The sequence below is a fragment of the Pseudomonas sp. FSL R10-2189 genome, assembly GCF_009600325.1.
In the GTDB taxonomy this organism is placed as follows: Bacteria; Pseudomonadota; Gammaproteobacteria; order Pseudomonadales; family Pseudomonadaceae; genus Aquipseudomonas; species Aquipseudomonas helleri.
Window position 1 is genome coordinate 1 of record NZ_WIVZ01000002.1, and the last position, 26,152, is coordinate 26,152.

General features: G+C 58.6%; 27 protein-coding genes and 1 other RNA gene. 13 read left to right on the top strand and 15 right to left on the bottom strand.

All coding sequences use genetic code 11. The annotated features are described in order from the left end of the window. Positions 1–84 precede the first annotated feature (84 nt). Complete coding sequence (locus GHO32_RS01990; RefSeq protein WP_372239780.1) at positions 85–1,047, top strand: hypothetical protein; 963 nt, start codon at positions 85–87, stop codon at positions 1,045–1,047. A 71-nt stretch (positions 1,048–1,118) separates the two neighbouring features. Beyond that, positions 1,119–1,571 (top strand): YaiI/YqxD family protein, encoded by a 453-nt coding sequence (locus GHO32_RS01995; RefSeq protein ID WP_048366900.1) that lies wholly within the window; start codon positions 1,119–1,121, stop codon positions 1,569–1,571. Here GHO32_RS01995 and elbB read toward each other — a convergent pair whose 3' ends face one another. Together elbB and GHO32_RS02005 are read right to left on the bottom strand one after the other, a co-directional pair. Continuing rightward, positions 1,572–2,237 (bottom strand): isoprenoid biosynthesis glyoxalase ElbB, encoded by a 666-nt coding sequence (gene elbB / locus GHO32_RS02000; RefSeq protein WP_153335230.1) that lies wholly within the window; start codon positions 2,235–2,237, stop codon positions 1,572–1,574. 130 nt (positions 2,238–2,367) lie between these two features. Further along, a complete protein-coding gene (locus GHO32_RS02005; RefSeq protein WP_048366898.1) occupies positions 2,368–2,985 on the bottom strand; it encodes a DedA family protein in 618 nt (205 codons plus the stop codon). A gap of 447 nt (positions 2,986–3,432) precedes the next feature. Between GHO32_RS02005 and ppk1 the strand changes: the two genes are divergently transcribed. Then, positions 3,433–5,670 (top strand): polyphosphate kinase 1, encoded by a 2,238-nt coding sequence (gene ppk1, locus GHO32_RS02010; RefSeq protein ID WP_153335229.1) that lies wholly within the window; start codon positions 3,433–3,435, stop codon positions 5,668–5,670. Positions 5,671–5,792: 122 nt separating this feature from the next. Here ppk1 and ppx read toward each other — a convergent pair whose 3' ends face one another. The 5 genes from ppx to GHO32_RS02035 form a co-directional block, all read right to left on the bottom strand. After that, entirely contained in the window at positions 5,793–7,295 is a 1,503-nt protein-coding gene (gene ppx, locus GHO32_RS02015) for an exopolyphosphatase (protein ID WP_153335228.1), read from the bottom strand. Between the two features lie 190 nt (positions 7,296–7,485). Beyond that, complete coding sequence (locus tag GHO32_RS02020; protein WP_048390478.1) at positions 7,486–8,217, bottom strand: amino acid ABC transporter ATP-binding protein; 732 nt, start codon at positions 8,215–8,217, stop codon at positions 7,486–7,488. Then, the gene (locus GHO32_RS02025; protein ID WP_173430624.1) at positions 8,204–8,854 is read right to left on the bottom strand and encodes an amino acid ABC transporter permease; all 651 of its coding nucleotides are present in this window, start codon (positions 8,852–8,854) and stop codon (positions 8,204–8,206) included. The genes GHO32_RS02020 and GHO32_RS02025 overlap by 14 nt, the downstream gene beginning before the upstream one ends. Continuing rightward, positions 8,851–9,516, bottom strand: a complete 666-nt coding sequence (locus GHO32_RS02030) for an amino acid ABC transporter permease (RefSeq protein WP_153335227.1) — start codon at positions 9,514–9,516, stop codon at positions 8,851–8,853. Before GHO32_RS02030 ends, GHO32_RS02025 begins: the two co-directional genes overlap by 4 nt. Positions 9,517–9,536: 20 nt before the next feature. Further along, the gene (locus GHO32_RS02035; protein WP_153335226.1) at positions 9,537–10,322 is read right to left on the bottom strand and encodes a transporter substrate-binding domain-containing protein; all 786 of its coding nucleotides are present in this window, start codon (positions 10,320–10,322) and stop codon (positions 9,537–9,539) included. Positions 10,323–10,578: 256 nt separating this feature from the next. On the opposite strand from GHO32_RS02035, the gene GHO32_RS02040 reads away from it, so the two are divergent. The 8 genes from GHO32_RS02040 (at position 10,579) to GHO32_RS02075 (ending at position 18,012) form a co-directional block, all read left to right on the top strand. Further along, entirely contained in the window at positions 10,579–11,286 is a 708-nt protein-coding gene (locus GHO32_RS02040) for a FadR/GntR family transcriptional regulator (RefSeq protein WP_153335225.1), read from the top strand. Positions 11,287–11,406: 120 nt separating this feature from the next. Continuing rightward, a complete protein-coding gene (gene trxA / locus GHO32_RS02045) occupies positions 11,407–11,736 on the top strand; it encodes a thioredoxin TrxA (protein WP_003206727.1) in 330 nt (109 codons plus the stop codon). 233 nt (positions 11,737–11,969) lie between these two features. Next, positions 11,970–13,229, top strand: a complete 1,260-nt coding sequence (rho, locus tag GHO32_RS02050; protein WP_048366890.1) for a transcription termination factor Rho — start codon at positions 11,970–11,972, stop codon at positions 13,227–13,229. A 144-nt stretch (positions 13,230–13,373) separates the two neighbouring features. Beyond that, entirely contained in the window at positions 13,374–14,840 is a 1,467-nt protein-coding gene (gene ubiD, locus GHO32_RS02055; protein ID WP_048390472.1) for a 4-hydroxy-3-polyprenylbenzoate decarboxylase, read from the top strand. Continuing rightward, positions 14,840–15,808 (top strand): CDP-6-deoxy-delta-3,4-glucoseen reductase, encoded by a 969-nt coding sequence (locus GHO32_RS02060; RefSeq protein ID WP_153335224.1) that lies wholly within the window; start codon positions 14,840–14,842, stop codon positions 15,806–15,808. Before ubiD ends, GHO32_RS02060 begins: the two co-directional genes overlap by 1 nt. Before the next feature lie 238 nt (positions 15,809–16,046). Continuing rightward, positions 16,047–16,706 (top strand): gamma-glutamylcyclotransferase, encoded by a 660-nt coding sequence (locus tag GHO32_RS02065; RefSeq protein ID WP_153331449.1) that lies wholly within the window; start codon positions 16,047–16,049, stop codon positions 16,704–16,706. Positions 16,707–16,848: 142 nt separating this feature from the next. Further along, a complete protein-coding gene (locus GHO32_RS02070) occupies positions 16,849–17,514 on the top strand; it encodes an energy transducer TonB (protein ID WP_153335223.1) in 666 nt (221 codons plus the stop codon). A gap of 93 nt (positions 17,515–17,607) precedes the next feature. Beyond that, the gene (locus tag GHO32_RS02075; protein ID WP_123750973.1) at positions 17,608–18,012 is read left to right on the top strand and encodes a flagellar basal body-associated protein FliL; all 405 of its coding nucleotides are present in this window, start codon (positions 17,608–17,610) and stop codon (positions 18,010–18,012) included. 104 nt (positions 18,013–18,116) lie between these two features. Here the strand turns inward: GHO32_RS02075 and GHO32_RS02080 are convergent, their stop codons facing one another. The 4 genes from GHO32_RS02080 to GHO32_RS02095 all read right to left on the bottom strand — a co-directional run bounded on the left by GHO32_RS02080 (position 18,117) and on the right by GHO32_RS02095 (position 23,612). Beyond that, positions 18,117–19,235: an ABC transporter permease gene (locus GHO32_RS02080; protein WP_153335222.1), complete on the bottom strand. Its 1,119-nt coding sequence runs from the start codon at positions 19,233–19,235 to the stop codon at positions 18,117–18,119. Next, positions 19,235–21,970: a ribosome-associated ATPase/putative transporter RbbA gene (gene rbbA / locus GHO32_RS02085; protein ID WP_153338225.1), complete on the bottom strand. Its 2,736-nt coding sequence runs from the start codon at positions 21,968–21,970 to the stop codon at positions 19,235–19,237. Before rbbA ends, GHO32_RS02080 begins: the two co-directional genes overlap by 1 nt. After that, a complete protein-coding gene (locus GHO32_RS02090) occupies positions 21,967–22,932 on the bottom strand; it encodes an HlyD family secretion protein (RefSeq protein ID WP_048366884.1) in 966 nt (321 codons plus the stop codon). The genes rbbA and GHO32_RS02090 overlap by 4 nt, the downstream gene beginning before the upstream one ends. 230 nt (positions 22,933–23,162) lie before the next feature. Further along, complete coding sequence (locus GHO32_RS02095; protein ID WP_153338224.1) at positions 23,163–23,612, bottom strand: EVE domain-containing protein; 450 nt, start codon at positions 23,610–23,612, stop codon at positions 23,163–23,165. 196 nt (positions 23,613–23,808) lie between these two features. Here GHO32_RS02095 and GHO32_RS02100 point away from each other — a divergent pair, with 196 nt between their 5' ends. Beyond that, positions 23,809–23,958, top strand: a complete 150-nt coding sequence (locus GHO32_RS02100) for a hypothetical protein (RefSeq protein WP_088500273.1) — start codon at positions 23,809–23,811, stop codon at positions 23,956–23,958. A 44-nt stretch (positions 23,959–24,002) separates the two neighbouring features. Here the strand turns inward: GHO32_RS02100 and GHO32_RS02105 are convergent, their stop codons facing one another. The 4 genes from GHO32_RS02105 to GHO32_RS02120 all read right to left on the bottom strand — a co-directional run bounded on the left by GHO32_RS02105 (position 24,003) and on the right by GHO32_RS02120 (position 25,430). Then, entirely contained in the window at positions 24,003–24,608 is a 606-nt protein-coding gene (locus tag GHO32_RS02105; RefSeq protein WP_153336498.1) for a 5-formyltetrahydrofolate cyclo-ligase, read from the bottom strand. Positions 24,609–24,697: 89 nt separating this feature from the next. Further along, positions 24,698–24,875, bottom strand: a non-coding RNA gene (gene ssrS, locus GHO32_RS02110) — 6S RNA. A gap of 31 nt (positions 24,876–24,906) precedes the next feature. Beyond that, positions 24,907–25,224, bottom strand: coding sequence for a cell division protein ZapA (locus tag GHO32_RS02115; protein ID WP_048366882.1), 318 nt, complete (start codon positions 25,222–25,224; stop codon positions 24,907–24,909). Further along, positions 25,221–25,430 (bottom strand): TIGR02449 family protein, encoded by a 210-nt coding sequence (locus GHO32_RS02120; RefSeq protein ID WP_048366881.1) that lies wholly within the window; start codon positions 25,428–25,430, stop codon positions 25,221–25,223. Before GHO32_RS02120 ends, GHO32_RS02115 begins: the two co-directional genes overlap by 4 nt. 134 nt (positions 25,431–25,564) lie before the next feature. On the opposite strand from GHO32_RS02120, the gene GHO32_RS02125 reads away from it, so the two are divergent. Next, positions 25,565–26,128: a YecA family protein gene (locus tag GHO32_RS02125; RefSeq protein WP_153326037.1), complete on the top strand. Its 564-nt coding sequence runs from the start codon at positions 25,565–25,567 to the stop codon at positions 26,126–26,128. Positions 26,129–26,152 lie beyond the last annotated feature (24 nt).

The window sequence follows — 26,152 nt, forward strand, 5'->3', positions numbered from 1 at the left end:
TAACCAATTACATAGCCAGGTGCTTGCTGAAGTCAGGAGGGTTTAGAAATCAGCTACACCCTTAAATGCGAAGAGCCCCGAATAGTGTCTGCGCAAGAAAACTATGGATTGCTTGGCTACGACCCTGCCGAAGTTACCTTGGGCAGTGAACACACGCGTTGGGTGGATGAGCATTCGCTCCTGCGCACTCAAACCACCAGTCAGATTCCAAAGGCATTGCAGCAGGCGGCGCAGAATCGTAAAGCCGGGGAGCTTATTTTATTGGCGGCGCCCGGGATCACCTTCAGACGTGACAGCCGCGACAGGTGGCATTGCGCAGAACCTCATCAGATGGATATTTGGGTCTTGGGCGATCCGCAACTTTCAACGCGTGAGCATTTGCTCAGGCTGGTCGCAGATATCCTTGAATGTTCAGTGCCCGGCATGTCGTGGATTTATCAGAGCAGCCCGCATCACTACACAGAGGGTGGCATTGAAGTAAACCTGCTCCTGGATAAGCAGCCCATTGAAGTGCTTGAGTGTGGCTGTATTGCCCGCTCACTGTTGCAAAGACTGGGTGTGGACCCTGCCAAGCATGGTGGACTGGCGTTGGGCATGGGGCTGGATCGCCTGACCATGCTGCGCAAAGGTATCCCGGATATTCGTCTGCTGCGTGACCCCAACGAGCGCGTTCAGGCGCAACTGCATGATCTGCTCCCCTGGAAGGCGGTTTCGCGTTTGCCCTCCATTTCACGGGATATTTCGCTGGCCGTGACACCGGGCTTGAGTGAAGAGGTGCTGACCGAAAAGATGTTGCTGGCAGCCGGGGATAACGCGGCCTGGATTGAAGAAATGCACATTAAAGGCCGATGGGCCATGGCGGATCTGCCCGTGCAGGCGATTGAGCGGCTGGGCCTTTTGCCGGGTCAGGAAAACGTTTTGCTGAGGGTGGTGCTTCGCGATTGTTCGCGTTCCATCACCACGTCAGAAGCCAATGCGCTGTATGAGCGTATTCAGTCGGCGTTGCATGAAGGTGCAGAAGGGGGCGGATACAAAATCAATGGCTAAGCCTGTGGGCTGCTAGGGGGTGGTCGGAAAATGCTAGCCTTCACCTTATTACTTAATGTGGAGCTACCCCCATGCGTGTCTGGATCGACGCAGACGCTTGCCCCAAGGCTGCGAAGGATCAGGTCATCAAGTTTGCGCTCAAGCGTCAGTTTGAGGTGGTGTTGGTGGCCGGGCAGAGTCAGGTCAAGCCGACGTATACATTGGTCAAGCTGATTGTGGTGCCCAGTGGCCCGGATGCGGCGGATGACTATTTGGTCGAGCATGCCGTGCCCGGCGAGTTGGTGATTTGCAGCGATGTGCCGCTGGCCGACCGGCTGGTGAAGAAGGGCGTGGCAGCGCTGGACCCGCGCGGTAAAGAGTTTGACGCGCAGAACATGGGTGAGCGGCTGGCGGTGCGCAATCTGTTTACCGATTTGCGTGAGCAAGGCCAGGTCGGCGGCGGGCAGGGTGCTTATGGCGAACGCGACAAGCAGGCGTTCGCCAATGCACTGGACCGGATTCTGACCCGGCTCGCGCGGGGCTGATTACGCGTGCTGGGTCAGTTCCAGGACGCGGTCGACCATTTTGTTGATGCCAGAAGCCGCTTCGCTGATGGACTGGGCCAGCATGTACGCCGGGGTGCTGACCAGCTTGCGGGCTTTGTCTTCGACGATGTCAGAGACTTCACATTCTTGGTGGGTAGCGCCCATTTTTTCTACCGCAGCGGCGGTGTCTGCGTCTTTGCCGATGGTGCAGGTCACGCCAGGGCCGTAGATTTTGGCGGCAATGGCCGGTGAGATGCACATCAAACCGATCGGCTTGCCCGCCTCGGCAAAGGCTTCAGCCAGGGCCAGAACATCGGGTTGAACGCTGCAGGCAGCGCCTTCAGTGGCGAAGCTAGAAAGGTTTTTGGCGGCGCCAAACCCGCCGGGTACGATCAGTGCGTCAAAGTCGTCCACCTTGGCTTCACGTATGTCCTTGATCTCGCCACGGGCGATACGCGCCGACTCGACCAGCACATTGCGCGACTCGGGCATTTCTTCGCCGGTCAGGTGGTTGATGACGTGCAGTTGCGCAATGTTCGGCGCGAAGCATTGCGCGTGGGCGCCACGCTGACTGAGGCGCAGCAGGGTGATCACGCTTTCGTGGATTTCGGTGCCGTCATAGACGCCACAGCCGGAAAGAACAACGGCAATATTTTTGGTGGTCATGGTGGGTCTCCTTGTTCGTGGCGTTACTGTCTCTTTATTTGGCAACTGATGCCAGTGGGAGGTTCCGCGATCACGCAGGCGCTACGGTGCAGCGCCCAGGGAGAGGGTGTGTGCGAGCGCACACACCGGCTTATTCCGCTGGTGGGGTGTTGACTTCAGCGGCTTTGTTTTTTTCTTCCAGCGCGGTCTGTTTGGCCAGGCGCGCGTTTTTGAAGCGCCGGCGCAGCCACAGGCAGCCGCCCAGCACCAGCAAGGCGCCCAGTACCCACAGCTCGTACTTTTTAACGCTGCCCAACAGGCCTTCGAGTACGGCGCCAAAGTGGTAGGCAGCGGTGGCCAGGGCAACGGCCCAAATGGCGGCACCAATCCCGTTGAGCAGCAGGTAGCGGCCCGGCGGGTAGCCTGAAAGGCCAATGGCCACGGGCATGACGGTACGCAGACCGTACACAAAGCGGAAGCTCAAGACCCAGATGTCCGGGTGCTTGCGGATATGCTCCAGCGCCTTGTCGCCCATGAGTTGCCAGCGCGGTTTGCGCGCCAACAATTTGCGGCCGTGTTTGCGCCCCAGGAAGTACCACAGCTGGTCGCCGGCATAACTGCCGAGGAACGCCACGATCATGACCAGTTTAAGGTCCATGTATCCGCGGAACGCCAAGAAGCCTGCGAGAACCAGGATGGTCTCACCTTCAAAGAACGTCCCTAGAAACAGGGCGAAGTAACCGAATTCTTGAAGAAATTGTTGGAGCATTGTCTGGATGCTGGAGAAATGAACGCGCAGCCTACGCCTTAAGGGACGTTCAGGAAAGTATCGAACTGTGTCTTCTCATGAACAATTCCTACAAATCGTAAGTATTTGACCTACATCATAAGGGTTGTCATCTAGGATTCATGACACATTGCTATAACGGTCGCGCGTAGATGGACAGTGGTCAACATCTGTGGGAGCGGGCTTGCTCGCGATTCAGGCGCTGCGGTTCTTCAGGATCGTCGCAGCGATGCCATCGCGAGCAAGCCCGCTCCCACAATAAGCATCGTTGTAGAACAAAATTGACAAAAAGCCCTCTAATCGGCTCCAGCCCGCATAAAGCGCCTATGAGCGGTTTAAACCCATTGGCGTTGGTGGCATTCTGGCAGCTTGATTGCACGCGCCGCTAAACGGTCACGAGAGTCAAACCCGCTCTTACAGGAACATTCAATGAATACCGAAGGACAGACAGAACTCGTTGCTACTGAGGCTGAGCCCATTGTGGAGCAGGCCACTGAGACACCGCCCGTGCCGGAAGCTCACGCACCTGCTGCGCCTGAAGCGCCAGCGGCGGCGCAACCAGCCATTGCCATTCCGGGTCTGGATGACAGCAGCCTGTATATCCACCGTGAACTCTCGCAGCTGCAATTCAACATCCGGGTGCTTGAGCAGGCGCTGGATGAGTCCTACCCGCTGCTTGAGCGGTTGAAGTTCCTGTTGATTTTCTCCAGCAACCTGGACGAATTCTTCGAAATTCGTGTGGCCGGCCTGAAGAAACAAATTACCTTCGCCCGCGAACAAGCGGGCGCCGATGGCTTGCAGCCGCACCAGGCGCTGGCCCGGATCAGCGAGCTGGTACACGGCCACGTTGATCGCCAATACGCGATCCTCAACGACATTCTGCTGCCTGAGCTTGAAAAGCATCAGGTGCGCTTTATCCGTCGCCGTTACTGGAACACCAAGATCAAGGTCTGGGTGCGCAAGTTCTTCCGCGACGAAATCGCGCCGATCATTACCCCGATCGGTCTCGACCCGACGCACCCGTTCCCGCTGCTGGTGAACAAGAGCCTCAACTTTATCGTTGAGCTTGAAGGCATCGACGCCTTTGGCCGCGATTCCGGCCTGGCGATCATCCCGGCGCCGCGCTTGTTGCCACGTGTGATCAAAGTGCCTGAAGAGGTCGGTGGCCCTGGCGACAACTACGTGTTCCTGTCGTCGATGATTCACGCCCACGCCGATGACCTGTTCCAGGGCATGAAGGTGAAGGGGTGCTACCAGTTCCGTCTGACCCGTAACGCCGACCTGGCCGTGGACACCGAAGATGTAGAAGACTTGGCCCGTGCCTTGCGCGGCGAGCTGTTCTCGCGTCGCTACGGTGATGCGGTGCGTCTGGAAGTGGCCGACACCTGCCCGAAACACCTGTCGGACTACCTGCTCAAGCAGTTCAACCTGCAAGAGACCGAGCTGTACCAGGTCAACGGCCCGGTGAACCTCACGCGTCTGTTCAGCATCACCGGCCTGGACAGCCACCCGGAGCTGCAATACACGCCGTTCACCCCGGCGATTCCGAAGCTGTTGCAGAACAGCGAGAACATTTTCAGCGTGGTCAGCAAGCAAGACATCTTGCTGCTGCACCCATTTGAGTCCTTCACCCCAGTAGTCGATTTGCTGCGTCAGGCGGCCAAAGACCCGCATGTACTGGCTGTACGCCAGACCCTGTACCGCAGCGGCGCCAACTCTGAAATCGTCGATGCGCTGGTGGATGCCGCGCGTAACGGTAAAGAAGTGACCGCGGTGATCGAATTGCGGGCGCGGTTTGACGAAGAGTCCAACCTGCAACTGGCCAGCCGTCTGCAAGCCGCCGGTGCGGTGGTTATTTACGGGGTGGTGGGCTTCAAGACCCACGCCAAGATGATGCTGATTCTGCGCCGTGAAGCGGGCGAGATTGTGCGTTACGCGCACTTGGGTACGGGTAACTACCACGCCGGCAACGCGCGCCTGTACACCGACTACAGCTTGCTGACGTCGGATGATGCACTGTGCGAAGACGTCGGCAAGTTGTTCAGCCAACTGATTGGCATGGGTAAGACCCTGCGCATGAAAAAGCTCCTGCATGCGCCGTTTACCCTGAAAAAAGGCATGCTCGACATGATCCTGCGCGAAACGCAGTTCGCGTTAGAAGGCAAGCCTGCGCACATCATCGCCAAGTTCAACTCGCTGACCGACCCAAAAATCATCCGCGCGCTGTATAAGGCCAGCCAGTCCGGCGTGCGCATTGATCTGGTGGTGCGTGGCATGTGCTGCTTGCGTCCGGGCATTCCGGGTGTCTCGCACAACATCCACGTGCGCTCGATCATTGGCCGCTTCCTGGAACACACACGGGTGTTCTACTTCCTCAATGGCGGCGAAGAGCAGATGTTCCTGTCGAGTGCTGACTGGATGGAGCGCAACCTCGATAAGCGTGTCGAGACGTGCTTCCCGGTAGAGGGTAAAAAGCTGATTCTGCGGGTCAAGAAAGAACTGGAATGCTACCTGACGGACAACACCCACAGCTGGAGCCTGCAGTCTGACGGCCGTTACGTGCGCAACACGCCGACCGGCAACCAGAACCCGCGCAGCGCCCAAGCGACCCTGCTGGAGCGCCTGAGCCTGCCGGTACTGACCGTCAGCACCGGCCCGTCGGTGTAAACCCTACATAACCCTGTGGGAGCGGGCTTGCTCGCGATTCAGGCGGCGCGGTGTTTCAAACAAACCGCGTCGATCCCATCGCGAGCAAGCCCGCTCCCACATGTGTTTGAAAGCAGGGCGACTTACGAAATAGTCAGCACTATCCCGACGCGCGTCAGCCATTGGGCTTCTTGTTCGAAGTCGGCCTGGGTCAGCGGGTTTTGTTCTAGCCAGCCTTCAGCGAAGATCACTTCAAGGTGATCGCCATCGGCGCGCAGCTTCACCTGCGACGCTTCCTGGTTGCCACGGATGTGGTAGAACAAAATCGCAAAACGCAGCAGCACGCACAGGCGAATCAGCTTGATGCCTTCGGCGCCAAACTCGGCGAACTTGTCTTTTGGAATGTTACGGCGATGACCGCGCACCAGCAGCGCGAGCATTTGCTGGTCTTCGCGTGAGAAACCGGCAAGGTCGGAGTGCTCAATCAGGTAAGCACCGTGCTTGTGGTAGTGGTAGTGGGCAATGTCCAGGCCGACTTCATGCACCTTGGCCGCCCAGCTCAGCAGCTCACGCCAGACCCCGTCTTCAAGCTCCCACGACTTGGCCACCTGGTCAAACGCGCGCAGAGCTTTGCGTTCAACCCGTGCGGCTTGTTCAAGATCAACGTGGTAACGCTCCATCAGCGAACTCAGGGTGCGCTCGCGTACGTCTTCGTGGTGATGGCGACCCAACAGGTCGTACAGCACGCCTTCACGCAGGGCGCCGTCGCAGTGGTCCATGCGTTGCAATTCAAGGGCGTCAAAAATCGCCTCAAGAATCGCCAGCCCGGCCGGGAAAATCGCCCGACGGTCAGGTTTGATGCCTTCGAAGTCGATTTTGTCCACTTCACCCAGCTTGAACAGCTTGCGCTTGAGCCAGGCCAAACCCTCGGCATTCACTTCGCCTGCACCGTGGCCGCCGGCTTTGAGTGCAAGGCCAATGGCGCGGATGGTGCCGGAGGAGCCGATGGCTTCATCCCACGTCAGGCGGTGCAGCGCGTGCTCAATGCTCATGAGCTCAAGGCGCGCCGCGGTGTATGCCTGGGCATAGCGTGCCGGGGTGATCTTGCCGTCGCGGAAATAACGCTGGGTAAAGCTCACGCAGCCCATCTGCAAGCTTTCGCGCAGCAGGGGCTCAAAACGTTGGCCGATGATGAATTCGGTACTGCCACCGCCGATGTCGGCCACCAGGCGCTTGCCCGGTGTGTCAGCGAGGGTGTGAGAGACGCCCAGATAAATCAGGCGCGCTTCTTCACGGCCAGAAATGACTTCTACGGTGTGGCCCAGGATTTGTTCTGCGCGCACGATAAATTCATTGCGGTTGCGGGCTTCACGCAAGGCGTTGGTGCCCACGATGCGCACGGCGCCCAAGGGCATGCCATTGATCAGTTGCGCAAAACGCTTCAAGCAATCGAGGCCACGCTGCATGGACTCTTCGTTGAGGTGGCGTTCTTCGTCGATACCGGCAGCCAGCTGCACCTTATCGCCAAGACGTTCAAGAATGCGGATTTCGCCGTTCTGAGCCTTGGCCACCACCATGTGAAAGCTGTTAGAACCCAAGTCTATAGCGGCGATCAGGGACGGATTCTTGCTTTTGGATTGGGGCATGTTTGAGGAGTCTCGGTCGATAACTTCGCCATCGTGCCACGATCAAACGCTCGCGCCAACGCGTGATGTGCGATGCATTGATATGGAGCACGTAAGAGATGACGTTAGCTTGTTCCTGACAACTCGTATTTTTTAAACGATCTAATTTTTGTCACACATCCCCTGTAAAAGCCCCCCGCTCCTACAGGATTTAAACCTCAACCGAACCGATAAAATTCGCCAGCTCAGGAGTTTTCGGGTTGGCAAACAGCACTTTGGGGTCGCCCACCTCATGCACCTTGCCCTGGTGCATAAACACCAGTTTGTCGCCGACTTCGCGAGCGAAGCGCATTTCGTGGGTCACCATGATCAGCGTCATGCCCTCGCGGGCCAATTGGCGCACCACGTTGAGCACCTCGTTGACCAGTTCGGGGTCGAGCGCCGAGGTGATTTCGTCACACAGCAGCACTTTGGGCGACATGGCCAGCGCCCGGGCAATGGCCACGCGTTGTTGCTGCCCGCCCGACAGGCGTTCGGGGAAGGCATCGAACTTGTCGCCCAGGCCCACACGTTCCAGCATCTCGCGGGCCAGTTGTGCGGCTTTGGCCTTGGGCACTTTTTGCACCACTTGCGGGGCCAGCATGACGTTTTCGCCAACGCTCAAGTGCGGGAACAAATTGAACTGCTGAAACACCATGCCGACTTTCTGACGCAGGCTGCGCAAGTCGGCGCGGGCGGCGTCCATGTATTCGTCATCGACTTCAATCACCCCGTCGTTGATCGACTCCAGGCCGTTCAAGGTTCTCAGCAGCGTACTTTTGCCCGAGCCGCTGCGGCCAATGATCGCGACCACCTGGCCTTGTTCAACGCTCAGGTCGATGCCTTTGAGCACATGATGGTCGCCGTAGTATTTATGCAGGGCGGTAACTCTAAGCAGAGGCATGCAGTCTCCTTTCCAGATAGCGCGCACTGAGCGACAAGGGGTAGCACAAGAGGAAGTAACCGAGCGCCACCAAGCCGTAGACCATAAAAGGCTCAAAGGTGGCGTTGGCCAGCATGCTGCCGGTCTTGGTCAGCTCGGTGAAACCAATGATCGAGGTGACGGCGGTGCCTTTAATCACCTGCACCGAAAACCCTACAGTGGGCGCGATGGCCACCCGTAAGGCTTGCGGCAAAATCACGTAACGCAATTGCTCCAGCGGGCTTAGCGCCAGGCTGGCCGACGCTTCCCACTGGCCATTGGCAATGGATTCGACGCTGCCGCGCCAGATCTCTGCCAGGTAAGCGCTGGTAAACAGCGTCAGCGCCAGGGCGGCGGCCATCCACGGCGAAATGTCGATGCCGAGCAAGGCGATGCCAAAAAAGATCAAAAACAGTTGCATCAGCAAGGGCGTGCCCTGAAACAGCTCTATATAGCCGCGTGCCAGTGTGCGGGCGAAGCGGCTCCTGGAGATGCGCATCAGCAGCACCAGCAGGCCGATCAGGCCGCCACCGATAAAGGCCACGACGGACAGCGCGACGGTCCATTGCAGGCCCGCCAGCAAATTGCGCACGATGTCCCAAAAGGTAAAGTCCATCAGCGACTCCTGCTCAGGTAGCGGCGGCCGAAGGCGTTCAGTAACTGGCGAATCAACAGCGCCATGCACAGGTAGATCAGGGTGGTCAGGGCGTAGGTTTCAAAAGCCCGGAAGTTGCGCGACTGAATGAAGTTGGCGAAAAAGCTCAGCTCTTCGGTGGCAATTTGCGAACACACCGCCGAGCCGAGCATCACGATGATGATTTGGCTGCTCAGTGCCGGCCACACTTTGGCCAGCGCGGGCTGCAAGACCACATAGCGAAACGCCTCAAAACGCGACATGGCCAGCGCGGCGGCGGCTTCCAGTTGGCCTTTGGGGATGGCCTGAATGCCGGCGCGAATAATCTCGGTGGAGTAAGCGCCGAGGTTAATCACCATGGCCAGTGCCGAGGCTTGCCATTCGCTGATGTGCACGCCAAGGCCCGGTAAGCCGAAGAAGATAAAAAACAACTGCACCAAAAACGGTGTGTTGCGAATCACTTCAACGTACAGACCAAACAGGGCGGCGAAAAGGCGGATGTTCCAGGCCCGGACCACCGCCCCGACAATCCCCAGGCTGACGCCAAACAGCGTGCCGATGGCGGTCAGTTCCAGGGTGAACAAGGCGCCGCGCAGTAACAGGTCTGTGTTTTGCAGCACCGGTAAAAAGTCGAACTGATAAGCCATGATGACCTCGTTGCGGGTGATCAGAGGTCGGCTGGCAGCGGCTCTTTAAGCCATTGCAACGCATTCTTTTCCAGGCTGCCGTCGGCTTTGGCGGCGCTCAGAATCTGGTTCACTTTGTCCAGCAGCTCAGGCTGGCCCTTGTTGACCCCGACATACACCGGCGAGTCCTTGAGCTTTAGCTTCATGGCCGGGATACGTTTAGGGTTGCGTTCGCTGATGGTCACCATCACCACGTTGCCGCTGGCGATCAGGTCCACTTGCCCGGCCAGGTAGGCGGCGATGGTCGAGTTGTTGTCTTCAAAGCGTTTGATCGTGACACCGGCAGGCGCCACGTTGGTCAGCTCGATGTCTTCGATGGCGCCACGGGTGACGCTGATGGTTTTACCTTTGAGGTCATCCAGCGTCTTGATTTCTGCGTCTGGCGGGCCAAATACGCCGAGGTAGAAGGGTGCGTAGGCGTGGGAGAAGTCGATGACTTTCTCGCGATCCGGGTTTTTGCCCAGGCTGGAAATCACCAGGTCGACTTTGCCCGTGGTCAGATACGGCACGCGGTTGGTGCTGTTGACCGGGGTGAGTTCCAGTTTGACCTTGAGCTGGTCGGCCAACAGTTTTGCCGTATCAATGTCCAGGCCGCGGGGTTTCATGTCGGGGCCTACCGAACCAAACGGCGGGAAGTCTTGCGGGACGGCAACCTTCAAGGTGCCGCGAGCCATCACGTCATCAAGGTCATTGGCCTGGGCCGGTGCCTGAAACAGCACCAGGCTGGCGAACATGGCACATATCAGGGCGCTGTAGCGCTGGGTCATGGCAACTCTCCAAAACGGGCGGACGGTGATGTCTGCTATCGGACAGAGCACAGGCCATGCCAACAGCGGTTTCAGGGCTGGGAGGCCGGGTTCAGAAGGCTTGCGGCGGTCGGACTGGTCTGAACAGTTGTCGGGCTTTTTGCACCTCAATCGGGCGTTGCGTACACGGCTTGAACCGCCGTGGGGCGTGACTTGCCGAGCGCCGGCAATAGCTTTACAACTACGTTCCAACCTCAGCCGATCAAGTCGATTTGTGATGAATTCAAGCGCACGCGCGGTACCCGAAGTGGCGCTGTTGGCCATTCGTAAACTGATCGATGAGCGCGGCTTTGCGCCGGGTGATGCATTGCCTTCGCAGCGCGATCTGGCGGTGCAGCTGGGGGTCAGCCGGGCGTCATTGCGTGAGGCGCTGTCGTCATTGAGTGCGTTGGGCGTGGTCAGCGTCCAGCCCGGCAAAGGGGTGTACGTGCAAGCGGTGGGTGAGCCCGCAGCAATCGCCACTGCGTCTGACTGGCCTTTTGCGGCGCAGGCCTGCCCTGAGGACATCTTTCAATTGCGTTACGCGCTTGAGGGGTTGGCGGCAGGATTGGCCGCCGTGAGGCTGACCCGTGATGAACTCGACGTGCTGCAAGACAATGTCGAGGCCATGCGCCTGGAGTTGCGCGCCGAGGACTTCGCCCGGGCGGCGCAACTGGACTTTGAGTTCCATCAGATTATTTTGCGCGCCAGTGGCAACCAGACCATGGCGAATATTCTGATAACCCGGGCCGATATCTTTCTTGAAAGCCAGAAATTGCCCTTTATTCGCCCTGAGCGCGCGATGGAAACCTGGCAAGAACACCGCAAAATCCTTCGCGCATTGGCGCGCCACGCCAGCGGGCCTGCGCACAAAGCCATGAGCGAGCACATACGCCAGGCGGCTTCACGCACCGGGATCGCATTTGTCACCTCCGGCGTGTTTTGAAAGGGCTCATACTCAGGCTCATGTGCGGCCATAGTAATAGACAATCATCCGTCAGCTTCCTGAACGCGGTGATGACGGCTATGATGTGCTACGTTTTTGCTTACAACCACGGAGACTTCCATGAGCAGCGATCTTATTAAACACGTTAGCGACGCTAGCTTTGAGGCCGATGTTCTCAAGGCTGAAGGCGCTGTATTGGTCGATTACTGGGCTGAATGGTGTGGCCCTTGCAAAATGATCGCGCCAGTTCTGGATGAGATCGCCGAGACTTACAAAGGCAAGCTGACTGTTGCCAAGCTGAACATTGACGAAAACCAGGAAACCCCTGCCAAGCACGGCGTTCGTGGTATTCCAACGTTGATGCTGTTCAAGAACGGCAACGTTGAAGCCACCAAGGTCGGTGCGCTGTCGAAGTCGCAGCTGGCTGCATTCCTCGACGCTAATATCTAAGCGTTGTTAAAAGCCCCGCAAATTGCGGGGCTTTTTCATGGCTCAAGGACTAGACGCTATGAAACTCAAGTGGTACATTCGGCCCCGCACTGGTTTCTCCACTGCCCCCTGCAAGCCGTCGCCGACGCACTCCTTATCGAATTAGTACGCGATCCTGTCGCCTTCTCTGCGGCGCGGCCTCATTAAGCCAAAAGCTTAATTTCCCCCTCCATAAATGATTACGTCATTCCTATATGAACCTGACTGAACTCAAGCAAAAGCCGATTACCGAACTGCTCGAATTGGCCGAACAGATGGGCATAGAAAATATGGCCCGTTCGCGCAAGCAGGACGTGATTTTCTCCCTGCTGAAAAAGCACGCGAAAAGCGGCGAGGAAATCTCCGGTGATGGCGTGCTGGAGATCCTCCAGGACGGCTTCGGCTTCCTCCGCTCTGCTGACGCCTCTTACCTGGCCGGCCCGGACGATATTTACGTCTCGCCTAGCCAGATTCGACGTTTCAACCTGCGCACCGGCGACACCATCGTCGGTAAAATTCGCCCGCCAAAAGAAGGCGAGCGTTATTTCGCACTGTTGAAAGTCGACACGATCAACTTCGATCGTCCAGAGAACGCGAAAAACAAGATTCTCTTCGAGAACTTGACCCCGCTGTTCCCGAACGTACGCATGAAGATGGAAATCGGTAACGGTTCCACCGAAGATTTGACCGGTCGTGTAATCGACCTCTGCGCCCCGATCGGTAAAGGTCAGCGCGGTCTGATCGTTGCTCCGCCAAAAGCGGGCAAGACCATCATGCTGCAGAACATTGCGTCGAACATTTCGCGTAACAACCCGGAAGTGCACTTGATCGTTCTGCTGATCGACGAGCGCCCGGAAGAAGTAACCGAAATGCAGCGTACTGTGCGCGGCGAAGTGGTTGCCTCCACCTTCGACGAGCCGCCAACCCGCCACGTGCAGGTTGCTGAAATGGTGATCGAGAAGGCCAAGCGCCTGGTCGAACATAAAAAGGACGTGGTGATCCTGCTCGACTCCATCACCCGTCTGGCCCGTGCCTACAACACCGTGATCCCGAGCTCCGGCAAGGTATTGACCGGTGGTGTTGATGCCCACGCCCTTGAGAAACCAAAGCGTTTCTTCGGTGCTGCGCGAAACATCGAAGAAGGCGGCTCGCTGACCATTATCGCCACCGCACTGGTTGAAACCGGTTCGAAGATGGACGAAGTGATCTACGAAGAGTTCAAAGGCACCGGCAACATGGAACTGCCTCTGGACCGCAAAATCGCTGAAAAACGCGTCTTCCCGGCGATCAACATCAACCGCTCCGGCACTCGCCGTGAAGAGTTGCTGACCGCTGACGACGAGTTGCAACGCATGTGGATCCTGCGCAAGCTGTTGCACCCGATGGACGAAGTAGCAGCCATCGAGTTCTTGATCGACAAGCTGAAGCAGACCAAGACCAACGATGAGTTCTTCCTGTCGATGAAGCGCAAGTAAATCGCCGGAAGTTAAGCAAGAGCCGGGGAAACCCGGCTTTTTGCTGTCTAACCTTTCTTGATTTTGGGCAGCTCTCCCTTCAGATCACGCGGCTTGGGCGCTACACTCGGTGCCCCAACGCCACGGCCAACATGAGGCTCAAGCATGCAGTACCGCGACTTACGTGACTTTATCAGCGGCCTGGAACAGCGCGGCGAACTCAAGCGCATCCAGGTTCCGGTGTCACCCAAACTGGAAATGACCGAAATCTGCGACCGCACATTGCGCGCCAAAGGTCCGGCCTTACTGTTTGAAAACCCGGTGGGTCACGATATCCCTGTGCTCGGCAACCTGTTCGGCACGCCGGAGCGAGTGGCCTTGGGCATGGGCGCTGACTCGGTGAGTGAGCTGCGTGAAATCGGCAAGCTGCTGGCGTTTCTGAAAGAACCCGAGCCGCCTAAAGGTCTGAAAGACGCGTGGTCCAAGTTGCCGATCTTTCGCAAGATCATTTCCATGGCCCCGAAAGTCGTCAAAGACGCGGTGTGCCAGGAAGTGGTCATCGAGGGCGACGATGTCGACCTCGGCCTGTTGCCGGTTCAGCATTGCTGGCCGGGAGACGTGGCGCCGCTGATTACCTGGGGCCTGACCGTCACCAAAGGTCCGAACAAGGACCGCCAGAACCTGGGCATTTATCGTCAGCAGGTGATTGGCCGCAACAAAGTCATCATGCGTTGGTTGAGCCACCGTGGCGGTGCGCTGGACTACCGTGAGTGGTGCGAAAAACACCCCGGTACGCCGTTCCCGGTGTCCGTGGCGCTGGGCGCTGACCCGGCCACCATTTTGGGCGCCGTCACCCCCGTGCCAGACAGCTTGTCTGAATATGCCTTCGCCGGGCTGCTGCGCGGCAACCGCACCGAGTTGGTGAAGTGCCGTGGCAACGACCTGCAAGTGCCGGCCACGGCTGAAATCATCCTTGAAGGCGTGATCCACCCCGGCGAAATGGCCCCGGAAGGCCCGTATGGCGACCACACTGGTTACTACAATGAGGTCGACAGCTTCCCGGTGTTCACCGTTGAGCGCATCACCCACCGGATCAAACCGATTTATCACAGCACCTACACCGGCCGTCCACCGGATGAACCGGCGATTCTGGGCGTGGCACTCAACGAAGTGTTCGTGCCGATTCTGCAAAAGCAGTTCCCGGAAATCACTGACTTTTACCTGCCGCCTGAGGGCTGCTCGTACCGCATGGCCATCGTGACCATGAAAAAGCAGTACCCGGGGCACGCCAAGCGCGTAATGCTCGGTGTGTGGTCGTTTTTGCGCCAGTTCATGTACACCAAGTTCGTTATCGTCACCGACGACGACATCAACGCGCGCGACTGGAACGACGTGATCTGGGCCATCACCACACGCATGGACCCCAAGCGCGACACGGTGATGATCGACAACACGCCTATCGATTACCTCGACTTTGCCTCGCCGATTTCAGGCCTGGGGTCGAAGATGGGGCTGGATGCAACCAACAAATGGCCAGGCGAAACCTCCCGCGAATGGGGTCGGGTCATCGTCAAGGACGAGGCCGTGACTCGCCGGATCGATGACATCTGGAATCAATTAGGAATAGATTGATGCGTGTAACCTTGCAGCCTTCAGGCGCCGTATTGGACACCTTGCCTGGCGAGCGGATTCTGGATGCGGCGCAGCGCCTGGGCTATGAATGCCCGCAAAGCTGCCGCAATGGTAATTGCCATGTGTGCGCAGCCTTGCTGGTTGAAGGGCAGGTGGAGCAGGCGGGTGAAGTCCGTGACCATGGCGAGGTCTACACCTGCCTGGCGGCGCCGCTGGAAGACTGTGTGGTGTTGTGGGATGGCGTCCTTGCGTTGGGAGAATTACCGGTGCGTAGCTTGGCCTGTCAGTTGACCGAATGTGTCGAGTTGGGTGGTGATGTGTGGCGGGTGCGCTTGCGTGCACCGGCGGGCAAACTGCCGCGTTATCACGCCGGGCAATACGTGATGCTGGAGCGTGAAAACGGCGAGAAGTCGGCGTTTTCACTGGCCAGCGCACCGCACTCGGGGCGCGACCTTGAGCTGCATGTGCTGGTGCGCGAAGACAGCGCCCGCAGCCTGATCGAGCAGTTGCAACGCAACAACATGATCCGTCTGGAGCTGCCTTTTGGCGACACGCACTTGTCTGAATTGCCGGACGGGCCGCTGGTGCTGATCGCCGCGGGCACCGGCATGGCGCAAATGCACAGCCTGATCGAGCATTGCCGCGCCAAAGGGTTCAAGCACCCGGTGCATTTGTACTGGGGCGTGCGTCGTCCTGAAGACTTTTATACGTTGGATGAGTGGGACGCCTGGCAGCAGACCCCCAACCTGTTCTTGCACAAAGTCGTCAGTGATTTGTGCGGCTGGGAAGGGCGTTGCGGGTTGTTGCACGAAGCGGTATGTGAAGACATCAGCGACCTTAGCGCTGTCTCGGTGTATGCCAGCGGCTCGCCTGCCATGATCTATGGCACCCTCGACGCGCTGGTTGAAGCGGGCATGGACGCGCACCAAATGCGCGCCGACGTGTTCGCCTACGCGCCCCGTCCTTGACGTAACCCCGTCTTCGACGACGCTCTGTCGCGCAGCAAGCAGGCCACCGATAATCGTCAGCATCCCCCAATCAGTTCCTTCTCCCTCCGGGAGAGGGCTAGGGTGAGGGGCTCTTGATTTACAAGAAATCGGATTACTGGCCGCCATACGTCTTGCCGCGCGGGTTATTTCATTTTTACTGCTATAAGATTCATAACGTTATTTTCTAGTACGATGCATGCAATGCCTGTAGGACTCCATGCCTTCTGTGATAACTGTTTCTGAATCAGCGTGTACAAACGTGATTTACCCTCCGCGACTCGATCTTGGGGCGCCCCTGACCCCAGAACAACTTCAGCAATCCTTGCAGGCCACCATGGCGTGCCATCAAGGCGGTCCGGTCTGGCTGTTCGCCTACGGCTCGCTTATCTGGCGCCCTGAATGCACAGCCGTCGAGCGTGTACGTGGCCGGGTGCATGGCTACCATCGCGGCTTGTATTTGTGGTCCCACGAGCATCGTGGCACGCCGCAACTGCCCGGCCTGGTCTTTGGTCTGGACCGTGGCGGCTCGTGCAGTGGCTTTGCCTATCGCCTGCCTGAAGACAACCTTGAAGCGGCGCTCAACGCCTTGTGGCGGCGTGAAATGCCGGTGCCTTCCTATCGGCCGCACTGGCTGAACTGCCGGCTTGAAGACGGTAGCCAAGTCCAGGCGTTGGGGTTTGTACTGGAACGGCACTTGCCCAGCTACGCGGGCAACCTCCCGGACGGTGTACTCAGCCAGGTGCTGGCCAACGCCAGCGGGCGCTACGGCACCACCCGTGACTACGTCGAACAGACCATCAGCGCCCTGCGCAGCCACGCCATGCCGGACCGCAACCTGGAGGCGCGCCTCAAGCGCTGTGTGTTGGCCAAGCCGTAAGGGTTGGTTTGAGGGTTCTGTCCGTTTAATCGGAGCCATCCCACAACAGGATCAGAGCTCATGGGCTGAGAAACCTGGCGACACACTCCTATCATGCTTCCCCTCTGTGCTCATGTGAGCGCAGCGTCCGGGGGGGAAGGTGATGAAAGGCTTAGTCGGGTTTATGGTGATGTTCATGACACTGAGTGCGTGGGCAGAGACGTGGCTCCCCGACGTCAAATACCTGATCAAGCCTGACTTCCCCGATGAGCTTCGATACGCAGGCTCGGATGGAGAGGTGCGGTTGAAAGTTGTGGTCAAGGCTGATGGGTCGGTGGTTGATCCGAAAATCGTTTACAGCTCTCATCCCTTGTTTGCCGGGGCTGCCCTCAAGGTCATTGGCGAGTGGCGGTTCTCAAGCCGGCCGCTGACAGGGGATAACCCGCAGGAGCTAGAGGTCTTCGTGCCCATGGTTTTTGAGTATGAGCCTGTGAAGAAAGGTAAACAAAGCGACCAGCCGCTCGATTTGGTGACCGCAACCTGCCTGCAGCTCAATCGGGAGATCGATAAGTATGTTCGCAGTGATACGAAAATTCCGCTCGCGAACGTCACATTATTCCGGCTAACCCAAAAGCATTTGATTGCAGGGTTGGTTGACGGGAAGTACGACAATGAGTCGCTAACGCTGGGCTTGTTCGACCTTTCCCAAAGCATGCTCAACGTGACGAATATCTGTCAGCGCAGAATCAGCCGCAAATTTGTCGACCTGCTACCGCCCAGCGTCAAAGCCTTGTTAGTGACCGGGGGCATGGCGATTAAACGCGAGTAAACCTACGGCTTTTGCAGCGCTGGCCGATAACGGTAGACAGGTTCGTAAGCTGCCCCGGTATGCTTACCGCCATCTCGACCAAAGGAGCGAACTGTGAAAGCGTGGATTGTATTGCTGCTGGCTCTGACCTTGCCGATGACGGCGCTTGCCGAAGACGCTGCAGAAGGCGCCGCGAAGGTCAGCTACATCACCATGAGCCCACCGTTTGTGGGCAATTACGGGCTGGACGGCAGCGCGAAGCTCAAGGTGTACAAGGCCGATATCTCGCTGCGCGTATCGAGTGACGAAGCGGCGAAGGCAGTCAAGGCCAATGACGCGTTGATCCGCAACCAGTTGGTGGGCTTGTTTACACAGCAAACCAGCGAGAGCTTGGGCAGTGTCGAAGCCAAAGAGAAAGTGCGTCAGGAAGCACTGAAACAGGTGCAGCAAGTCATGACGGACGAGACCGGCAAGCCGATGGTGGAAGACCTGCTGTTCAATAATTTGATTGTTCAGTAAACGATTCGCGCTGAATGACAAACTGAAGGAGCTAGCTTGCCTCGCGATCTTTTTAAAAAGTCAAAAGATCGCGAGACAAGCTCGCTCCTACAAGAGTTAAGGCCTTACGACGCCAAACTCTTGCGGAACCGCGCCAGCGCAATAGCAAAGAACACCAGGCCAATCGCCGTCAGGGCCAGCAGGTCCGGCCACACCACATCAACCCCCGCCCCCCGGAACAAGATAGCCGCGCTCAAGCTCACAAAGTGGGTGGAGGGCGAGCATTGCATGACCCATTGCAGCCATTCGGGCATGCTGTCCAGCGGCGTGCTGCCGCCCGAAAGCAGCAGCATGGGGATGATCACCGGGATCGCCAACAGGCCAAACTGTGGCGTTGAACGGGCCAACGTGGCGAGGAAGATCCCCAGCGCGGTACTGGCAAACAGGTACAGCGCGGTGACCATCAAAAACAACGCCAGCGAACCCGACAGCGGCACGCCCAGCGCCCATTTAACGATGATCTCCAGTGACAGCCAGGTGCACACCACCACCACCAGCATGTTGCTCCAGATCTTGGCGAGCATGATTTCCAGTGCGGTCAGCGGCAACACCAGCAAGTGGTCGAGGGTGCCGTGTTCACGCTCACGCAGCAGCGCGGTCCCGGTTAGCACGATGGCCAAAATGGTGATGTTGTTGACGATTTGAATCACCGCCAAAAACCAGCCGCCTTCCAGGTTCGGGTTGAATAATGGGCGGCTGCTGATCAGTGCCGGGGCTTTCGCACCCGCGTTGGCTTGCCCGGCGTAATCGAGCAGTTCGCGCTGGAAGATCTGCCCGATATACCCCGCGCCCATAAACGCCTGGCTCATGGCGGTGGCATCCACGTTGAGCTGCACAGCAGGCTCGCGGCCGGCCAGTAAATCGGCCTGGAAGTTGGCGGGTACGTTAATCACGAAGGTGTATTCGCCTTTGTCCAATGCCTCATCGAGTTGGTCATAGGGCAGGGCTTGCGGGGTTTTGAATTCCGGGGGCAGCAGCGATTCACTGAGCTTGCGTGACAGAGCGCTGTGGTCTTCGTCGATGATCGCCACGCTGGCGTTGTGCACGCCAATGATGGAGCCCGCCGCCGGCATGTAAATCGCCACCGTAAAGGCGTACAGCAAGAACAACAGCAACACGCTGTCGTGACGCAGGCTGGTGAGTTCTTTGAGGCCAAGGCGCAGGATGTGCGAGAGCTTATGCATCAGACCTCCTGCTTCTTGAGCATGATCAGGCTCAGGCCGGTAAAGGCGACGAAGAACCCGAACAGCGCCAGGCATTGCGGCCATAGTTGGCGAAGGTCCAGCGCTTTGGTGAAGGTGCCTACGGCAATATCAAGGAAGTGCCCGGCGGGGAACAACATGCCCATCAGCGCCGCTGAACCGTCCAGCGAAGAGCGCGGCACGATCAGCCCGGAGAATTGAATGGTCGGCAGGCTGGTGATGATCATGGTGCCCAGGATGGCGGCAATCTGGGTGCGGGTGAACGCCGAAATCAGCAGCCCCATGCTGGTGGTCGACAGCACATACAGCACGCCGCCCAACGCCAGAGTGAGGCCGCTGCCTTTAAACGGGACGCCAAACAGCCAGCGGTTCATGGCCACCAGCAACGCCAGGTTGACCAGGCTGACCGCCAGATACGGCGCCTGTTTGCCCAGCAAAAATTCCAGGCGGGTCAACGGCGTGGCGTAGAAGTTGGTAATGGAGCCCAGCTCCTTTTCACGCACGATCCCCAGCGCAGTGAGCATGGCCGGGATAAACGCGAGGATCAGCGCCATCACGCCGGGGCCGATGGCGTTCACGCTGATAACGTCCTGGTTGTAGCGAAAACGCACTTCGAGTTTGGCCGCAGACTGTTTGTTTTGCGCCAGGCTGCTCAGGGCGCTCAGCTGTTCGAGGTTGCCCTGGTGGACCGCCTGGACGTAGCTGCGGCTGGTTTCTGCACGAAACGGCATGCCGCCATCAATCCAGGCCGCCACCGTGGGTTGACGCCCGGCATACAGGTCGCGGCCAAAGCCCGGCGGTATCTCAAGGGCGATTTTGATCTCGGAGCGTTGCAAGCGTTTGTGCAGTTCTTCGGCGCTCTGAATGGGCTTGTGCTCTTCGAAATAGCGCGAACTGCGGAACGCCTCAAGGTAGGCCCGGCTTTGCGGTGTCTGGTCCTGGTCGTAGACGGCGAACGCGAGGTTTTCCACGTCCAGCGAAATGCCATAGCCAAAGATCACCATCATGAACACGGCGCCCAGCAAGGCGAAGGCCATGCGCACCTTGTCGCGCAACAGCTCTTTGGATTCACGGCTGGCCACGGCAATCAACCGCGTCAGGCTGAACCCGCTCTTGCTCGGCGGGGGCGGCGCATGGGCGGCTGGCGCGGCGATGGCCTCGGTGTCGGGCGGCGGGGCGGTGGCGCCCTGATCGTTTTGCGCCTGCTCAAGGCACGTCACAAACGCGGCTTCCAGGGTTTCACCCTTGAACTGCTGTTGCAGCGCATCGGGCGTATCGCAGGCCAGTACCTTGCCCGCGTGCATCAACGAGATGCGGTCGCAGCGCTGGGCTTCGTTCATAAAGTGGGTCGACAAAAAGATCGTCACCCCCTGGTCCCGCGACAGCTCTATCAACAGCCGCCAGAAGTCATCGCGAGCGGCGGGGTCAACGCCGGAGGTCGGTTCGTCGAGGATCAGCACTTCGGGGCGGTGCAGCACGGCAACGGCCAAAGACAAACGCTGACGCAGGCCCAGCGGCAATTCGCCGGACTGTTGATCAGCGACGTCGCCCAGGTCGAACCGCTCGATCAGCTCTTCGATGCGTGCCTGGCTTTCATCTTTGGGCAGGTCGAATAACTGCGCGTGCAGCACCAGGTTCTGGCGCACGCTCAACTCGCCGTACAGCGAGAAGCTTTGCGACATAAAGCCGACGCGCTTGCGGGTGGCCAGGTCTTTGGCGTTCACCGGGTTGCCCAGCAGTTTGGCGCTGCCTTCGGTGGCCGGCATCAAGCCGGTCAGCACTTTCATGGTGGTGGTTTTGCCGCAACCGTTGGAGCCCAAAAAGCCGAAAATCTCCCCTCGGCCAATGGCAAAGCTGACTTTATTCACGGCGGTGAAATCGCCGAACTTAAGCGTCAGGTCGTGGGCTTCAATGGCGATGTCGCTGTTGTCGCCGACCCGGGGCGGAATCACCAGCGGCTCGTTGCTGTGACCACTGTCGCCCTGGTAGTGGGTAAAGGCTTCATCCAGCTTGCCGTTGGGCGATGCGGCGGCCAGCTCTTTGCTCAAGCCTGCGGCAATCAGCTTGCCCCGGTCGAGCATCAGGCAGTGTTCAAATTGCTCGGCCTCTTCCATGTAAGCCGTGGCTACCAGCAGCGTCAGTTGCGGGCGCTGGCTGCGTACGTCTTCGACCAACTCCCAAAAGCGCCGCCGCGACAGCGGGTCAACGCCGGTGGTGGGTTCATCGAGAATCAGCAAATCAGGCTCGTGGATCAGTGCGCAGCACAGCCCGAGCTTTTGTTTCATGCCGCCCGAGAGCTTGCCCGCCGGGCGATCGGCGAAGCGCTCCAGGTCAGTTGCCTTGAGCAACTGCTCCATGCGTTCTTCGCATTCTTTTTTAGACAGACCGAACAGCGTGCCGAAAAAGCGGATGTTTTCACTGATGGACAATTCGGGGTAGAGGTTGCCGCCCAGCCCTTGGGGCATAAAGGCAATCAGCGGGTACAGCGTGTTGCGGTGATGGCGGTCATCAATCGGGCCGCCCAGTACCTCAAGGGTGCCTTGCTGGAGTTTTTTGACCCCGGCAATCAGCCCGAGCAGGCTCGATTTGCCCGCGCCATCCGGGCCAATCAGGCCGCAACGGGTGCCTTTGGGCAGGCTGAACGCGACGTCGATCAGCGCCTGTTGTTTGCCGTACCAGTGGTTGATGCCACTGGCGTTGAGCGCCAGGTCGCTCATTGCAGATTAGCCGGCCAGTCCACATCGGCGGTTCGCACGTAGCCTGCGCCCGGCATGCCTGGCTTGGCCTGAGGCACGGCTTCAGGATCGGTCAGGCGCAATTTGACGCGGAACACCAGTTTTTGGCGCTCATCGCGGGTTTCAACTTCTTTGGGGGTGAACTGTGATTTGGCCGCGACAAAGGAAATCTTGGCAGGCAACGCCTGATCGGGCAGGGCATCGAGCACGATACGCGCCTCGGCGCCTACGGTCAGTTTGCCGACCACGGCGGCGGGCAGGTACAGGTTCATGTACTGGTCGCTCGGGTCGATCATCATGAACACCCGGCCACCCGAACCCAGCACTTCACCGGGCTCGGCCAGGCGCAACTGGATCACGCCGTTGATAGGCGCGCGCAAGCTGCTGTCTTCGATTTCGCTGGTGAGTTGCGCCACTTGGGCTTCGCTGGACGCGATGGCCGCTTTGGCTGCGGCGACCTGGGCCTGGGCGGCGGTCACAGCGGCATTGCTGGTGTCGAATTGGGCTTGCTGCTGGTCGACTTGCTGGCCGCTGGCAAAGCCGCGTTGCGACAGTTGGCGGGTGCGCTTGAGTTCCTGGCTGGCCAGCAGTTTTTCACTCTGGCGCAATTGCACGTTGGCCTCGTTGGCAGCCATGGCCTGGCGGGCGCGCTGCACTTCGGCCTGGGCCTGGACGCGGCTGGCCTCCAGCGTGCGGGTGTCCATGCGGGCCAGCAATTGGCCCTTGGTGACACGGTCACCTTCATCAACCAGCACTTCGGCCAGGCGGCCGGGGATCTTGGCGGCGATCTGGACTTCTGTGGATTCAAGTCGGCCATTGCCCATGCTGATGCCTTCGGGGAGCCGGTCATGCTGGGATTTCCAGTAACCAAACCCGCCTGCTGCCACCAGCAGAATCGCCAAAGGGATAACGAAATAATGGGAAATGCGGTGATTCTTCGACATGCCGACATCCTGGTCACAGAGCGCTCTAGTTTGACGGTTTCAAGGCGCAGGGCACTTGATGCCAGTCAAAGGAAGATCAGAGCGTAGACGCTAAAGCCGAAAGTTGCCTGTAGTCGCTGCCGAAGGCTGCGAAGAGCTGACAAGGGTTGCGGAGCAACCCGTTTTCTCAACGTCGCTGCGACCCAAATCGCAGCCTGCGGCAGCGACTACAGGTGGAGTTGCAGGTGGGGCTACAGCAACCCCATCACCACCGCCCATTGTTCAGCCGTCACCGGCATCACCGACAAGCGACTGCCTTTATGTACCAGCGGCATTTCAGCCAGTGCACTTTGCTGTTTGAGGTAGTCGAGCTTGATCACCCTGGGGAAGGTGTGCACGTGGGCGACTTGCAGTGCGCTCCACGGGTTTTTCTCGGGGCTGGCCTTGGGGTCGAAATAATGGCTTTCGGGATCGAGGGCGGTCGGATCCGGGTAAGCAGCCTGGGCGATTCGGCCGACTCCAGCAATACCCGGCTCCGGGCAGCTTGAGTGATAAAAGAAAAACTCGTCGCCCACGGCCATGGCACGCATGAAATTGCGCGCCTGATAGTTGCGCACGCCGTCCCAGCGAGCTTCGCCGATCTTCTGCAAGTCCTTGATTGAAAACTCGTCAGGCTCGGATTTCATCAACCAATAGGCCATTCTTTCGACTCCTGAAACATGGCGTAGTTATTTTGCTGGGCAACATTTGGATAAACCGACAATCGGTTGACACCAGCGTTTGCGTGTCTGTTCGTGTTGCCTCAGAATGCCGCCATTTTAAGCTTGACGTTGCTGCACGGCCTATAACAAAAACCGTTGCTGTCATCGTGTTGATGTGCCTGAAGGGGGGCAATCGATGAAACGCAAACCGGATTTACTGTGGGTGCTGGTTATTTTGTTCGGTCTGGGCGTGGTGACAACCGGTTATGCGCAAAGCCTCTGGTCAACTTCAAACGATTCACCGATTGAACTGGCGCAACAGCAAGTACAACCTTTCAAACGCTAACCACTCATGAACGAAGGCATCGCTGCAACGTGATGCCTTGAGGGTCAGTGCGCGACGTACCACTGCGTGTCCGAGACCGTGCCGTGTAACGGTACGTCCCAGCTGGCTTGGGCCAGACTCCCGACTTTTTGACATTCATGGGCCAGGCCCAGCAGCGTCGGTTTGCGCCAGCGTTGGCGGCGCGCCAGGTACGCGAGGCTGCGGTCATAAAATCCGCCGCCCATGCCCAGTCGGCCACCCTTCGCATCAAACCCCACCAACGGCAGCAACACCAGGTCCAGAGCCCAGACTTTGCGTTGGCGCGCGCGATTGATGCGCGGCTCCAGGATCCGGAAGCGATTGGGGATCAGCTTTTCGCCCGGCGCATAACGCTGGAACACCATCTTGGTTCTGGGCCAGGCGCTGAGCACCGGCAGGTAGGTGATCTTGCCCCGGCGCTGTGCTTCACGCAGCAACAAGCGCGGGTCGATTTCACCGTCGGTGGGCAGGTACAGCGAGATGTGTTTGGCGCGGCGAAACAACGGATGCTGCGCCAGCTGCCGATACAGGCCACGGGCTGCCTGACGTTGCTCGCACGGCGACAATTCGCGGCGGGCTTTACGCAGCAGTCGGCGAAGTTGCGGGCGGGAGGGCGTCGCAGGTTCGGTCATGATGGCGTGCTGTTCGAGATCGAGCCCACCGGGCGGTTGGCTCGTAGTCAGCCAATGCCAGCAGCAGGCTGGCATTGCACTTGGAAATCAGGCTCCCCGACGTACCGCTGTCGGCTTGGCCCTTGAACCCGAAAGTTCAAGGTGGAAGTTGCAGTAGACCTTAAGGCTTTCCGTCTAGCGGACATGCACACCGGCCCAACGTGCAAGCTCCAGGGTATTGCGAATCGGCTCAGGGACATCGCTAACTGGCGAATACTCCAGGGAGTGGCGAGAGTATACCCCAAAGAAACGTTTTGAATCAGCTCTGACGTTCGTTCGGATCAGTGGCCAGCACCAGATCGACGCGATCGAGCAGGTCGCGGACGTGTTCACGCGTTGCACTGCTGGTCTGTACTTCAGGTGTTTCCTGCTTGTGCAGCAGGTCGTGGGTGATGTTGAGTGCGGCCATCACGGCGATACGGTCAGCCCCGATGACTTTGCCGCTGCTGCGGATCTCGCGCATCTTGCCGTCCAGGTAACGTGCAGCACTCACCAGATTGGCGCGCTCTTCCTGGGGGCACATGATCGAATACTCTTTATCGAGGATGTGTACGGTGACGCTACTGCTTGTACTCATGAGTCTTGCTCCAGGGCTTTGAGACGCGAAATCATCGATTCCACCTTGTTCCGGGCGATTTCGTTTTTTTCAATGAGGTGCGCGCGTTCTTCGCGCCAAGTCTTTTCCTGAGCTACTAAGAGTCCGTTTTGGCGTTTAAGTTGCTCGACTCGTGTAATCAGCAACTCGAGTCTAGCCATCAGTGCATGCAGGTCGCTGTCTTCCATTGTGTCCTACTGTGTATTTTCTGATGGAGGGGGACTGCCAAGCCAGTTGACGCCTCGATGGTCTAGCCCGTCTGCCGATGCTAGGATACAAGGCCTCCATTCTAGACATAGCGCCGCTTGGCGCCTAGCTGACCATGCCTATTCAGAACTCCCCGTATCACGCCTTTGCCAACCTGCTGTCTACCAGCGGCCACACTGTTTCGCCTGCAGAACTGCACGGCCTGTTGCTGGGTCGCAGCGCGGCTGGCGCCGGCTTCGATCACGACGGCTGGCTGGCTGACGCGACCGAACTGTTCCAAAGCGAAAATGAAATCAGTGACAACGTACGCAATGCCTTGATCGGTTTGCAAGAGATGGTCAAGGGTGAACTGACCGGTGACGACATGACCGTCGTGCTGCTGTTGCCGTCCGATGACGTGCCACTGGCCGAGCGCGCGGCTGCGCTGGGCGAATGGTGCCAGGGTTTCCTGGCCGGTTTTGGCCTGAACTACCGTGACAATGCCTTGAGCGAAGAAGGCAAGGAAGTGCTGCAGGACCTGGCCGCCATTGCTCAGGTGCAAGACGCCCTGGAAGAGTCGGATGACGGCGAAAGCGACTACATGGAAGTCATGGAATACCTGCGCGTCGCGCCGTTGCTGCTGTTCACCGAGACCAAAAAGCCTGCCGAGGCTGCTGCTGCGAAACCTTCGCTGCACTGATTGATCTTCAAGAAGGAACCCGTC

What these genes read in the sequence shown, in the direction of transcription:
- GHO32_RS01995 (WP_048366900.1), top strand. Translation starts at nt 1,119, where the DNA reads ATGCGTGTCTGGATCGACGCAGACGCTTGCCCCAAGGCTGCGAAGGAT.
- elbB (WP_153335230.1), bottom strand. Translation starts at nt 2,237, where the DNA reads ATGACCACCAAAAATATTGCCGTTGTTCTTTCCGGCTGTGGCGTCTAT.
- GHO32_RS02005 (WP_048366898.1), bottom strand. Translation starts at nt 2,985, where the DNA reads ATGCTCCAACAATTTCTTCAAGAATTCGGTTACTTCGCCCTGTTTCTA.
- ppk1 (WP_153335229.1), top strand. Translation starts at nt 3,433, where the DNA reads ATGAATACCGAAGGACAGACAGAACTCGTTGCTACTGAGGCTGAGCCC.
- ppx (WP_153335228.1), bottom strand. Translation starts at nt 7,295, where the DNA reads ATGCCCCAATCCAAAAGCAAGAATCCGTCCCTGATCGCCGCTATAGAC.
- GHO32_RS02020 (WP_048390478.1), bottom strand. Translation starts at nt 8,217, where the DNA reads ATGCCTCTGCTTAGAGTTACCGCCCTGCATAAATACTACGGCGACCAT.
- GHO32_RS02030 (WP_153335227.1), bottom strand. Translation starts at nt 9,516, where the DNA reads ATGGCTTATCAGTTCGACTTTTTACCGGTGCTGCAAAACACAGACCTG.
- GHO32_RS02035 (WP_153335226.1), bottom strand. Translation starts at nt 10,322, where the DNA reads ATGACCCAGCGCTACAGCGCCCTGATATGTGCCATGTTCGCCAGCCTG.
- GHO32_RS02040 (WP_153335225.1), top strand. Translation starts at nt 10,579, where the DNA reads ATGAATTCAAGCGCACGCGCGGTACCCGAAGTGGCGCTGTTGGCCATT.
- trxA (WP_003206727.1), top strand. Translation starts at nt 11,407, where the DNA reads ATGAGCAGCGATCTTATTAAACACGTTAGCGACGCTAGCTTTGAGGCC.
- rho (WP_048366890.1), top strand. Translation starts at nt 11,970, where the DNA reads ATGAACCTGACTGAACTCAAGCAAAAGCCGATTACCGAACTGCTCGAA.
- ubiD (WP_048390472.1), top strand. Translation starts at nt 13,374, where the DNA reads ATGCAGTACCGCGACTTACGTGACTTTATCAGCGGCCTGGAACAGCGC.
- GHO32_RS02060 (WP_153335224.1), top strand. Translation starts at nt 14,840, where the DNA reads ATGCGTGTAACCTTGCAGCCTTCAGGCGCCGTATTGGACACCTTGCCT.
- GHO32_RS02065 (WP_153331449.1), top strand. Translation starts at nt 16,047, where the DNA reads ATGCCTTCTGTGATAACTGTTTCTGAATCAGCGTGTACAAACGTGATT.
- GHO32_RS02070 (WP_153335223.1), top strand. Translation starts at nt 16,849, where the DNA reads ATGAAAGGCTTAGTCGGGTTTATGGTGATGTTCATGACACTGAGTGCG.
- GHO32_RS02080 (WP_153335222.1), bottom strand. Translation starts at nt 19,235, where the DNA reads ATGCATAAGCTCTCGCACATCCTGCGCCTTGGCCTCAAAGAACTCACC.
- rbbA (WP_153338225.1), bottom strand. Translation starts at nt 21,970, where the DNA reads ATGAGCGACCTGGCGCTCAACGCCAGTGGCATCAACCACTGGTACGGC.
- GHO32_RS02090 (WP_048366884.1), bottom strand. Translation starts at nt 22,932, where the DNA reads ATGTCGAAGAATCACCGCATTTCCCATTATTTCGTTATCCCTTTGGCG.
- GHO32_RS02095 (WP_153338224.1), bottom strand. Translation starts at nt 23,612, where the DNA reads ATGGCCTATTGGTTGATGAAATCCGAGCCTGACGAGTTTTCAATCAAG.
- GHO32_RS02100 (WP_088500273.1), top strand. Translation starts at nt 23,809, where the DNA reads ATGAAACGCAAACCGGATTTACTGTGGGTGCTGGTTATTTTGTTCGGT.
- GHO32_RS02105 (WP_153336498.1), bottom strand. Translation starts at nt 24,608, where the DNA reads ATGACCGAACCTGCGACGCCCTCCCGCCCGCAACTTCGCCGACTGCTG.
- GHO32_RS02115 (WP_048366882.1), bottom strand. Translation starts at nt 25,224, where the DNA reads ATGAGTACAAGCAGTAGCGTCACCGTACACATCCTCGATAAAGAGTAT.
- GHO32_RS02120 (WP_048366881.1), bottom strand. Translation starts at nt 25,430, where the DNA reads ATGGAAGACAGCGACCTGCATGCACTGATGGCTAGACTCGAGTTGCTG.
- GHO32_RS02125 (WP_153326037.1), top strand. Translation starts at nt 25,565, where the DNA reads ATGCCTATTCAGAACTCCCCGTATCACGCCTTTGCCAACCTGCTGTCT.